We start from the raw sequence: 12,097 nt of genomic DNA on the forward strand, positions 1-12,097 counted from the left end.
ATTGGTGTTACACCATCACGTTCTCAAGGAGAGACATATGCAGCATCAAGAAATGATTCAACACAGTAACTTTGGCGTTATCAGCCGCACTTGGCTTTTCTCTACCCTGTCTCTAGTGGGTATTCTTGCTCTAATGTAGTCAGCTTTATGGCTCTATATTTTTAGTTTTTATTATGAACACACTTGTTAAAAAGTCTTCAAAGTCAGAACTCTTCTTCTCTTAATGTGGCTCTTCTCATCAGGCTAGCCACTTAACCTTTTCTTAGCTGTACCTTCCTCTCTGTAACCTTTTTCTCTGACGAATCTCTTTGTCTGGTTAACCCTTTATCTCAATAGACTCACTGCATAACCTGATCTGAAGTTGTTATCAAACTGTGATAATCTTAAGTTATCTTTTATTTACAGTGTATCTCTCATGTCTGTCTGGGATTCTATTTCATTTAACAATCGATTTACTGCATTACCTCGATTGTTCTATACCCCAATTCAACCTACACCGCTCAGCAATGTCCAATGGCTCGCATGGAACCATAACCTTGCGAATGAACTCGGCTTTCCGTCATTTGAGGATGCCTCAGAGGAATTGCTTGAAACGCTGTCGGGCAATGTTGAACCTGAGCAATTCTCGCCAGTAGCAATGAAATACGCAGGCCACCAGTTTGGCTCTTATAACCCTGATTTAGGTGATGGGAGAGGGCTCTTGTTAGCTCAAGTTGTCGCGAAAAGCGGTGAAACGTTCGACTTACACCTTAAAGGTGCGGGTAAAACCCCCTATTCTCGTATGGGCGATGGCCGTGCTGTTATTCGATCAACCGTTCGTGAGTACCTATGTAGTGAAGCGATGGCAGGGCTTAATATCCCAACCACTCGCGCGTTGGCGATGATGACCAGTGACACACCCGTATATCGAGAGAAGCAAGAGTGGGGCGCATTGTTGGTGCGTGCTGCTGAGTCACACATCCGTTTCGGTCACTTTGAACATCTTTTTTATACCAATCAGTTGGCTGAGCATAAGTTGCTGGCCGATAAAGTCATTGAGTGGCATTTCCCTGAATGTCTTGATGAAGAGAAACCATACGCTGCAATGTTTAATCAGATTATTGATCGCACTGCGGAAATGGTCGCGTTGTGGCAAGCGAATGGTTTTGCCCATGGGGTCATGAACACCGATAACATGTCGATCATCGGCCAAACCTTCGATTATGGCCCGTTCGCCTTCCTTGATGAATATGACCCGAGATTGATCTGTAATCACTCCGACTACCAAGGTCGTTATGCCTTTAATCAACAGCCTAGAATTGGATTATGGAATTTGTCAGCTCTGGCTCATTCACTTTCGCCGCTGGTGGATAAAGCCGATTTAGAGGCAGCGTTAGAACAGTACGAGCCGCAAATGAATGGTTATTTCAGCCAGTTAATGCGTCGTAAGTTGGGGCTGCTTTCGAAACACGAAGGTGACAGTCGCTTGTTTGAATCGTTGTTCGAGCTGATGTCGCAAAACAAAGTCGATTACCCAAGGCTCTTTAGAACGCTGTCGAACCTAGATACATTGCCGCCGCAAGACGTGATTGATTTGGTTATAGACCGCGAGGCCGCAAAGCTATGGGTGAATAACTACTTGCAACGTTGTGAATTGGAAGAGAGTTCAGTGACCGAGCGCTGTGAAAAGATGCGACAAGTAAACCCGAAATACATCCTCAGAAACTACCTAGCCCAGCTTGCGATAGATAAAGCTGAGCGTGGTGATAGCAGCGATATTGATGCATTAATGGTGGTGCTGGCAGACCCTTATGCGGAACATCCTGACTACGAACATCTTGCTGCCTTGCCGCCTGAGTGGGGCAAAGCCATGGAAATCAGCTGTTCCTCTTAACCTCCTATGATTCTTTGAGTCGCTAAGTACAGGTAGAGGTCACTAAGATGTGATCTTTATCTGTTTGTTCGTCTAACTTTACAAACATGTCAATAATCAAATAATCGGCCAGCCTATACACTATGTGAATAAGTTGTAAATTTAATAGGTTTGGGCGATGCCAACAAATACTCGAATTCTCGTGGTGGATGATGATCAAGAAATCCGCGAGCTGCTGGAAGAGTACCTCACTAAATCGGGTTTCGATGTCTCCTCTGTTGGAGACGGTGTTGAATTAAAAACCCACCTGCAAAGCCAAGGTTATCCCGACCTGATTCTGCTCGATGTGATGCTGCCCGGTGACGACGGTTTTACCTTGTGTCAGCGAGTTCGAAAACAATCAAATGTGCCTATCATTATGCTGACAGCGGTATCGGATGAAACCGATCAGATTATCGGCTTAGAAATTGGTGCAGATGATTACATCGCGAAGCCGTTTAGCCCTCGTCAGTTAATGGCTCGAATCAAAGCGTTATTGCGCCGCGTTCAAGTGGTGGATGACAAACCGAGTGATGCACTGCCAAAGCAGATTATCTTTGGTGATTGGACACTTGATACGCTCGCGCATCGAATTTCCCACAATGAAAACTCAGAAGAGATGGATTTGTCGGGCAGTGACTTTTCTTTGTTAATGCTGTTCTTAACTCGTCCTAACGAAGTTCTCGACCGTGACACCATCTCTTTCGCGACCAGAGGCCGTGAAGCGCTGCCTTTTGAACGTGGCATTGATGTGCAGCTTAGTCGTCTGAGAAGCCGATTGGGCGACAGTGGTAAATATCCTCACTACATCAAAACCATGCGCGGCAACGGTTACATTCTTGCTGTGCCTGTTCAGTATGAACACTGATAATCAAGTGCTGTTAATGAACACCTTGCCAATGAAGTATTTCCTATGAACTGGTTGAGTCGATTAAAACCAAACTCATTGGTCGCAAGAACATTGTTGCTGACCTTGTTAGCCGTTGTGATTGCTCAAGGTATCGCAACGTCTATTTGGTATAGCGAATCCAAACACAAAGAACTGGAAGGGATTCGTTCTGCCTCTTCGAGCATGGCAAACATGTTTGCCTCAACGGTGACTTTCTTCCAATCTTTGCCCGTCAAGTATCGTCATATCGTATTAGATCAGATCCGCAATATGGGCGGTACGCGCTTCTTCGTTTCTTTCAATAAAGAGGCTTTGATCGTTGAACCGATCCCTGACACGCGCTTAAAAACCGCATCGATAGAAGCGATAGAAAGTGTTTTAAGTAGCAAGCTCAATAAAGTCGAATCGGTGCGGGTAGATTTTTCTCGACCTGAACACCTTCGCTTGCTTAAAAACGACATCTACTTAAGCGATCTCCCGCGATCGTGGGCGCATCACACCTTAACGTTAGAACCTCTTAATCCGCCAATTCTGGTTGTTCAAATAGAGCTAACCAGTCATGAATGGGTGTACATTGCCGCACTGTTGCCAGCGCCATACGTGAAACTCGACGATACGATTCTTGGCAGAGAGCAGGTGATCTTCTTAGTTTCTTCAACGCTCATTTTACTGGTGTTGACTTACTTGATGATTCGTCGCCAAGTACGTCCTCTTAAAAAGTTGGCAAGAGCGGCTAATGAAATGAGCATGGATATTCAGCAGCCCCAACTGAAAGAAGAGGGGGCGACTGAACTGGTCACGGCAACCAGAGCCTTTAACCGCATGCAGCAGCGGATTCGTCGTTATGTTGCCGACCGAGAGCATTTGTTCTCTGCTATCTCTCATGACTTGAAGACACCAATCACCCGACTCAGGCTTCGTGCTGAGTTGTTGGAAAGCGAAGTAAAGAAAGACAAATTCAACAAAGATCTTGATGAGCTTGAGATGATGGTGAAAGGTGCATTACAAGCAGTAAGAGACACCGACCTTCATGAAAACAATGCCATTATCGATCTCAACGAGATGATGCTCTCCGTGATTGAATTGCACAACCAATACCAAACTCAGGTCGAGTTTGAACCTGCTGTGGTTGAGCCTTTGGTAGCTAAACCTTTAGCGATTAAACGCGTGCTCACCAATCTTATCGACAATGCTGTGAAATATGGACAATCCGCCGAAGTCGATATCAGCAGTGATTCAGTGTGGGTCATTGTGACGATTCAGGATCACGGCAAAGGTATCCCTGAAGACAAGTTAGAGTTGGTTTTTGAACCCTACTTTAGGCTGGCAACCGACGACCAAGGACACGGCTTAGGGCTCGGGATCTGCCGAAATATCCTGCACGGACACGGCGGAGATCTCATTATTCGCAACTCCTCTCAAGGTGGCTTAGAAGCTAAAGTCTATATACCAAGAGGCTTAGAAGTGTAATGTAACAATTGTGTTACATAGGGCTTACCTTTTGTTTCAATCTTATAAATCAGAATAAGTAGACTCTTTATTGAACCGGACGTCGAGTCCGCTAAACATGGAAGATTATAATGAAAATCAATAAAACCCTACTTACTCTATCTCTTCTTGCTGCCTCAACATTTTCTCAAGCTGGTGAAGTGGAAGTGCTTCACTGGTGGACTGCCGGTGGTGAAGCGAAATCTGCTGCGGTACTGAAAGAGATGATTGAAGAACAAGGCCATACGTGGAAAGACTTTGCTGTTGCTGGTGGTGGCGGTGAAAGTGCGATGACTGTTTTGAAAACTCGAGCAGTGTCGGGCAATCCTCCATCTGCCGCGCAGATTAAAGGTCATGATATTCAGGAGTGGGGTGGTTTAGGTTTTCTAACGTCTCTCGATGCGACTGCTAAACAAGAACAATGGGATGAACTACTACCAGAGGTGGTTACTAAAGTGATGAAGTGGGATGGCGAATATGTGGCAGTTCCTGTCAACGTTCACCGTGTTAACTGGCTTTGGGCTAACCCTGTTGTTTTAGAAAAATCAGGCGTTACGGTTCCAACTACGTTAGATGAGTTCTTTGTTGCTGCAGACAAGATTAAAGCGGCTGGTTTCATTCCATTGGCTCACGGTGGTCAACCTTGGCAAGACGCGACGGTATTCGAAGCCGTGGCACTTGATGTACTAGGCAGTGAAGACTACAACAAAGCGTTCGTTGATCTTGATATGGACGTGTTATCTGGCGACAAAATGGTGGAAGTGTTCACCAAGTTCAAAAAGATGCGTGATTACATCGACAGCAACTCTCCAGGTCGTGATTGGAACGTCGCAACTTCAATGGTTATCAATGGCGAAGCCGCGATGCAAATCATGGGTGACTGGGCGAAAGGTGAATTTACTGCGGCAGGCAAAGTACCGGGTAAAGATTACATCTGTGCGCCAGCACCGGGCACTGATGGCCAGTTCACTTTCAACATCGATAGCTTTGCGTTCTTTGAGTTAAGTGACAAAGAGAACCAAAAAGCGCAGCAAGACCTAGCGAAAACCATTCTTACCAAAGATTTCCAAGAAGTCTTCAACCTTAACAAGGGTTCTATCCCTGTACGTCTAGATATGGACATGTCTAAATTCGACCAATGTGCGTTGGATTCAATGGCTACCTTCAAAGCGAGTGCTGAATCGGGCGATCTTGTTCCGAGTATGGCTCACGGCCTAGCGACAACAAGCTACGCTCAAGGCGCTATCTATGACGTAGTGACCAACTTTTTCAACGAGAAAGATGCCGATCCTAAACAAGCGGCAGCTAAGTTAGCAAAAGCAGTGAAAGCGGCTATTTAATCTAACTTGATAAGTGACACACAACGCACGTGAGTGACGGGTTGTGTTGCTTTATCGAACCCCCAGGGTGGGTAGGCTCGTAGGGAGCCTATCTACTCTTCACTCCCAATTCTGATATGCGTGATGCTGATGTGGTGCCGAAAGGTAAGCCATTGGCTCGATTGTGCAACAAGGATAAGTTATGGAGCATGTTTTGACTGAGTCGACTCCAAAACCCACAAGGAGCCAGCCTGCACCGAAACCGAGTTTTGCTGACAGGTTGCAACATTGGTTACCTAAAATAGTACTGGCGCCCACCGCGTTAGTGACCGTGGTGTGTATCTACGGCTATATATTCTGGACGGCAGCGCTGTCGTTCACCAACTCTCGATTTTTGCCGAGCTTTAACTTCGTTGGTTTAACCCAATATGAAAAGCTGATGGATAACGACCGCTGGATCACCTCAATCACCAACCTCGGTTTGTTTGGTTTTCTATTCATGGCGATTGCTATTTTGTTAGGTGTTGGTTTGGCTGTGTTGCTTGACCAAAATATCCGCCAAGAAGGCGCGATTCGTACTATCTATCTTTACCCAATGGCGTTGTCATTCATTGTGACGGGTACGGCGTGGAAATGGATTCTTAACCCGGGTCTTGGCATTGAAAAGCTGATGCAAGACTGGGGCTTTACTGACTTCAAATTCGATTGGCTCGTCGACTCCGAAATGTCGGTCTATACCTTGGTTATCGCAGCACTTTGGCAGTCTTCTGGATTCGTGATGGCGATGTTCTTAGCGGGTCTTCGCGGCATCGATTCTTCAATCATCAAAGCGGCGCAAATCGATGGGGCAAGCTTACCTACCATCTATCTCAAAATCATTTTACCTTGCTTGCGCCCTGTGGTTTTCAGTGCGGTGATCATTACGTCGCACATTGCGATTAAGAGCTTCGACCTTGTGACCGCAATGACGGCTGGTGGCCCCGGTTATTCATCGGATCTTCCTGCACTATTCATGTATGCACACTCCTTTACTCGCGGTCAAATCGGCCTTGGTGCTGCCAGCGCCATGATGATGCTTGCCGGTATTTTAGCGATTCTCGTGCCTTATCTTTACTCTGAACTTAGGGAGAAAAAGTCATGATGAATAATATCAATTTTGCTCGAATCTTTATTTATTCAGCACTGCTTTTCTTCTGTTTAGTGTACCTAATGCCATTGTTCGTGATGGCGCTGACCTCATTCAAAACTCTGCCTGACATCAAGGCGGGTAACTTGATGAGCTTACCGAAAGAGTGGGTGTTTGATGCTTGGTATAAAGCGTGGGACACCGCTTGTACGGGCGTGAAATGTGAAGGCATCAAAGGCTACTTCTGGAACTCGTTTCAAATGGTGATTCCTGCGGTTGCGATTTCAACATTGCTCGGTGCATTCAATGGCTATGTCGTGACGAAATGGCAATTTAGAGGTTCAAACCTGTTCTTTAGCTTGTTGTTGTTTGGTTGCTTCATCCCATTTCAAGTGGTGTTGTTACCAATGGCAACCATGCTCGGCAAGATGGGGCTAGCGAACACAACTATCGGCTTGGTGATTGTGCACGTTATCTACGGCATGGCGTTTACCACTCTGTTTTTCCGTAACTTCTACATCTCGATTCCTGATGAATTGATCAAAGCGGCAAAACTTGATGGTGCAGGTTTCTTTACCATCTTCTTCAAGATTTTATTACCGATCTCAACGCCAATTATCATGGTGACGGTGATCTGGCAGTTCACTGCAATCTGGAATGACTTCTTGTTCGGAGTGGTTTATTCCGGCTCAGAGACTCAGCCGATCACCGTGGCATTAAACAACCTAGTTAACACCAGCACTGGCGTTAAAGAATACAACGTCGACATGGCTGCCGCGATCATCGCCGCACTGCCAACGCTGTTGGTGTATGTCTTCGCAGGAAAATATTTTGTTCGTGGCCTAACGGCAGGATCAGTAAAAGGATAATTACCCATGGCAACATTAGATTTAAAACAGATCCGTAAAACCTATCGAAACGCGGACAACGAAACGTTAAAGGGCATCGACATTAGTATCGATTCGGGGGAATTTTTGATACTTGTCGGCCCTTCGGGGTGTGGAAAATCCACCCTAATGAACACCATCGCTGGGCTCGAAAATATTAGCTCGGGTGAAATCGTGATTGATGGTGTCGATGTGGCGCAGGTTGAACCTAAAGATCGCGATATTGCGATGGTATTCCAGTCGTACGCGCTTTACCCAAACATGACGGTACGTGGCAATATCGCTTTCGGTCTGAAGATCCGCAAGATGCCGCAGCAAGAGATCGATGCTGAGGTTAATCGAGTGGCAGAAATGTTGCAAATTGAACAATTGCTGGAGCGTAAACCGTCGCAGCTTTCTGGTGGTCAGCGTCAACGTGTCGCGATGGGCCGTGCTCTAGCTCGTCGTCCTAAGCTGTATCTGTTTGATGAGCCGCTTTCTAACTTGGATGCCAAGCTACGTGTTGAAATGCGCCACCAGATTAAACGTCTCCACCAGAAGCTGAATACCACAATTGTTTATGTAACCCATGATCAGATCGAAGCAATGACGCTCGCTGATCGCATCGCAGTAATGAAAGACGGTGAACTGCAGCAGTTAGGTACACCACAAGAGATCTACACCAAGCCAAATAATATGTTCGTGGCGGGTTTTATGGGCTCACCATCAATGAACTTCATTAAAACCATGGTGGACTTGGATGAGGAACAGAATCCGATCATCAAAGTAACTGGCACGGCGGAGCAAGAACACCACATTCGATTGCCACAGAGTATGCGCGATCAAGATGGCAAGGAATTGGTCATTGGGTTGCGTCCTGAACACATTACTGAGCAAGAAGGTGATGATATGTCGGCAACTACAAAGCTAGACCTGCAATTGGAAGTGTTGGAGCCAACAGGGCCAGATACTATTGCGATGGTCAAAGTGAACGATCAAGAAGTCGCGTGTCGTTTATCGCCAGAATTTGAAGTGTCGGTTGGGCAAATGGCACCGCTTCATTTTGACTTATCAAAGGCAGTATTCTTCGATGCTCAAACTGAAGCGAGAATCGACTTTTAACTTCTAACGTCTAGTTGCTGAGTTAGTTTAACAATCAAAGTTCATGTCTAAATCAAAGGCAGTATCACCAACTAGTAATAAGTAATGTGATGCTGCCTGTTTCGTTGTCTATACTTGCTTTTTATCCCTTATAAAAACAGAGGGATAAACGATATATATGCTTCTACTGCAATAATATCTTGATTTAGTATCCCTTAGCTCTATAAAGCTGACGTAGAAACGCGTAGGATCACACTACTTTAGACCAAAAACTAGGTTGCACCTTGGTGCATAAACAGAAGAATACATGAAACTAACAGCAAAACCAGCGGCGAATAACGCTTTACTTATTTCTATTACGACACCGGATTTTAAAGGTGACGAAGCAAAAGAGTCTCTTGCCGAACTTGCTCGCTTAGTGACAACCCTAGGGTTTAAAGTCGTCGGTACACAATCGCAACACCACAGTTCATCTCAAAGACAGAATGTGTTGGGTGCGGGTAAGCTTGCCGAAATTGCACATCTAACTGGTTACCAAGGCTCTATTGAAGAAGCTGAAGATGAAGACTTTCTTGATGAGTCGGGTTTGTTTGATTCTGAAATCGATGAGCTAGATTTTGATGATCTTCCAACGGGCAACTTCCAATACGGTGCTGCTGATGTTGTGGTATTTGACTGTGATTTAAGTCCATCTCAAATGCGTACTGTTGAGGCGAGTTTGGGGGTGGAAGTATTTGACCGTACTGGCATCATCATCGAAATCTTTAGCCGCCACGCTCGTACTCGTACTGCTCGTCTGCAAGTTGATATCGCTCGTCTAAACTACTTAGTGCCACGACTTCGTGAAACGGCTGAGGGTGATAAAGAGCGTCAAATGGGTCAGGGCGCCGGTGAAACTTCACTTGAGCTAGACCGTCGTAACGTACGTGACCAAATTGCTGCGCTTAAGCGTGAGCTAGTAAGCGTACAAGATGAAATGAAGACCCGACGCACAAGGCGCGCGGAGCTTTTCACTGTTGCTTTAGTTGGCTACACCAATGCCGGTAAATCTTCGATGATGCGTGCAATGACCGCAACCGAAGTGGTCGGTGAAGATAAACTGTTCGCAACGCTAGACACTACGGTTCGTGCGCTTCAGCCAATCACTCAACCGCGTATTCTGGTTTCAGATACGGTGGGTTTCATCAAGAAATTGCCACACGATCTGGTTGCTTCGTTCCACTCAACGCTAGCAGAAGCGCACGATGCTTCATTGCTACTTTATGTCGTTGATGCTTCTGACGTTTCATTCCGCGCACAACTTGATGTGGTACACGACGTATTAGCTCAAGTGGGTGTAGAAGGCAGCGAAAAACTATTAGTTCTGAATAAGTGCGATAGATTGACTGAAGAGCAGCAATTAGAGCTGATCGAAGAATTTCCAGATGCGATGCTGACGTCGACTCGAGATCCGCTGGATATTACGAAACTGCACAAGTACATCGTTGGTGTTGCAGAAGAGGGCATGATTGAAGAAGAGATCACGATTCCTTATTCTGGCCAAGGCATCATCGGTGAGATTCGCTCAAACATGAGTGTGGTTAAAGAAGAGTACGACTACGAGTGTATTAAGTTGACCGTTCGCTCTAGTGAAATTGACTTAGCTCGACTGAAAAAGCGTATGCAGAAATCTTAATCACTTAGCTAGTTTAAGAAGAATAACCAAAAGAAAAGCGACCCGTTAAGGTCGCTTTTTTTTGTTCGTTGAGCTTAATTAACGCTGTATTGAAATGCCTAGGCCATTCTTTGCGTTGGCTTCCAGCGTGCTAGTTCCGGATCAAGCTTGATACCTTGCGAAGTCAGCAGGTTAACACGAGCCAAGTAGGCTGCGCCGTGCATTAGGTGTTTTGCTAGGTCGACTGCATTACGCTGCTGGTAATCGTCTAAGTAGCTGTCTTTCGCCCATGCGTTGAATGCGCCAAGTGCAGGACCTGCCCATACTTGGTAATCCATTTCACGACCTTGTTCGCCGGTGTTTGACCAACGGCTAGAAAGACCCAAGTACCAACGGAAAATCAACGCCATCTTACGCTTCGGGTTGCCTTCCGCTCGTTCGATCTGTTTAGGATCGCGCTCGTTAAAGTGAGCCACAGTCCCTGCCCAAATATCATCCAGTGTTGAACGGAAGACTTGCTTCTCAAGTTTCAGACGCTCTTCTACTGGAATCGCTTCAATTGAATCGTAGCGAGTGTAAAGTTCGTACAGTTTGTTTGCACGCATTGGGAACAAGGTACCACGCTTAACCACTTGCAGTTTCACGCCCATTTCGAACATGTCGGCCGCCGGAGCCATAGTCACGTCAGCCATTTCAGTTGTCGATAGCAGCTTACGTGTGTGTTCGCTCGCGCCAGCCTCAACACACGCTTGGTTGATTGAACCAGTAACAATGTAAGCAGCACCCATGTTAAACGTCGCTAGAGCAGCGTCAGGCGTGCCTACGCCACCACCACAGCCAACACGCAGCGGTGTTTTGAACTGGTACTGTGCTTGGATTTGCTCTTTCAGTGCAAGAATCGTTGGTAGTAGGGTAACCAGTGGACGATTGTCGGTGTGACCACCAGAATCGGCTTCTGCAGTAATGTCATCAGCCATAGGAACCAGCTGTGCCAGTTCCATCTGTTCTGCTGTGATTCGACCTTCATCAACCAAAGCTTGCAGCATTTTCACCGGAGCAGGTTGCATGAACTTACTTGCAACTTCAGTACGGCTTACCTTAGCAATAACCTTATTACTAATCTGAATCTCACCTTGTGCATCGCGGCTAAGGCCAGCTGCACGGTAGTGAACGATTTGCGGTGTTAAACCTAAGAAGGCAGAAGCCTCAACGGTTTTCACTTTGTGCTTCAAAAACAGCTCAACACTGCCGCGCTCTAGAGCGGGTTCGCTTGGGCTGTGAATCAGGTTAAACGCGTAAGGACCGTTTGGTAGTGCTGCTTGGATACGATTAATCGCTTGCTCAACACGAGACGGGATTAAACCCGCCGCGCCAAATGAACAAAGAATGCCAGCTTGGCCAAGCGCAATCACCAACTCTTCAGATGAAATGCCGTTTGCCATTGCGCCCGCATAGTAAGCGTATTTCACGCCATGACAGCGACGAAAATCTTCGTCGCCTAGGCTTTGTGTACCAAGAGCTGGGGCAAATGCGCTAACAGGTTGGTTGTTCGCTGAACTTGCTGAATCGCCCGATGCAATCTCAGCTTGTTGGCTTACGCCTAAGCCTTTTTCTGGGTGGTTCACGATGTAACAAGCAAGGCTTAAGTCTTTTAATATTGTCGACATTGCCGCGTTATCAAAGCGAGTTGTGCTCTCTTCGATCTGCCAAGGCCACGGAGATAGCTTTTCGTTATTGATTGTAGTTTGAGTTGTCATAATTAT

Annotated in this window: 9 protein-coding genes; 8 read left to right on the plus strand and 1 reads right to left on the minus strand. The window is 46.2% G+C overall.

The window, feature by feature from the left end; genetic code table 11:
* Positions 1 to 415: 415 nt before the first annotated feature.
* The 8 genes from QWZ07_RS09940 to hflX all read left to right on the plus strand — a co-directional run bounded on the left by QWZ07_RS09940 (position 416) and on the right by hflX (position 10,355).
* On the plus strand, positions 416 to 1,873 hold the full coding sequence (locus QWZ07_RS09940; protein ID WP_192853210.1) for a protein adenylyltransferase SelO: 1,458 nt from the start codon (positions 416 to 418) through the stop codon (positions 1,871 to 1,873).
* Positions 1,874 to 2,030: 157 nt separating this feature from the next.
* Entirely contained in the window at positions 2,031 to 2,759 is a 729-nt protein-coding gene (locus tag QWZ07_RS09945; RefSeq protein ID WP_192853211.1) for a response regulator, read from the plus strand.
* A 45-nt stretch (positions 2,760 to 2,804) separates the two neighbouring features.
* Positions 2,805 to 4,250 carry an ATP-binding protein gene (locus QWZ07_RS09950; protein WP_102297207.1) on the plus strand — a complete coding sequence of 482 codons (1,446 nt, stop codon included), beginning with the start codon at positions 2,805 to 2,807 and terminating at the stop codon, positions 4,248 to 4,250.
* A 110-nt stretch (positions 4,251 to 4,360) separates the two neighbouring features.
* Positions 4,361 to 5,608: an ABC transporter substrate-binding protein gene (locus QWZ07_RS09955; protein WP_004736057.1), complete on the plus strand. Its 1,248-nt coding sequence runs from the start codon at positions 4,361 to 4,363 to the stop codon at positions 5,606 to 5,608.
* A 181-nt stretch (positions 5,609 to 5,789) separates the two neighbouring features.
* Complete coding sequence (locus QWZ07_RS09960) at positions 5,790 to 6,728, plus strand: carbohydrate ABC transporter permease (protein WP_099166264.1); 939 nt, start codon at positions 5,790 to 5,792, stop codon at positions 6,726 to 6,728.
* Positions 6,725 to 7,582, plus strand: a complete 858-nt coding sequence (locus tag QWZ07_RS09965) for a carbohydrate ABC transporter permease (RefSeq protein ID WP_009848502.1) — start codon at positions 6,725 to 6,727, stop codon at positions 7,580 to 7,582. Before QWZ07_RS09960 ends, QWZ07_RS09965 begins: the two co-directional genes overlap by 4 nt.
* A gap of 6 nt (positions 7,583 to 7,588) precedes the next feature.
* Complete coding sequence (locus tag QWZ07_RS09970) at positions 7,589 to 8,701, plus strand: ABC transporter ATP-binding protein (protein WP_192853212.1); 1,113 nt, start codon at positions 7,589 to 7,591, stop codon at positions 8,699 to 8,701.
* Positions 8,702 to 8,987: 286 nt separating this feature from the next.
* On the plus strand, positions 8,988 to 10,355 hold the full coding sequence (gene hflX / locus QWZ07_RS09975; protein WP_010439465.1) for a GTPase HflX: 1,368 nt from the start codon (positions 8,988 to 8,990) through the stop codon (positions 10,353 to 10,355).
* Between the two features lie 98 nt (positions 10,356 to 10,453).
* Here hflX and pfaD read toward each other — a convergent pair whose 3' ends face one another.
* Complete coding sequence (pfaD, locus tag QWZ07_RS09980) at positions 10,454 to 12,091, minus strand: eicosapentaenoate synthase subunit PfaD (RefSeq protein WP_102361101.1); 1,638 nt, start codon at positions 12,089 to 12,091, stop codon at positions 10,454 to 10,456.
* Positions 12,092 to 12,097 lie beyond the last annotated feature (6 nt).

Origin of the sequence: Vibrio lentus (genome assembly GCF_030409755.1) — a bacterium.
Lineage (GTDB): Bacteria > Pseudomonadota > Gammaproteobacteria > Enterobacterales > Vibrionaceae > Vibrio > Vibrio lentus.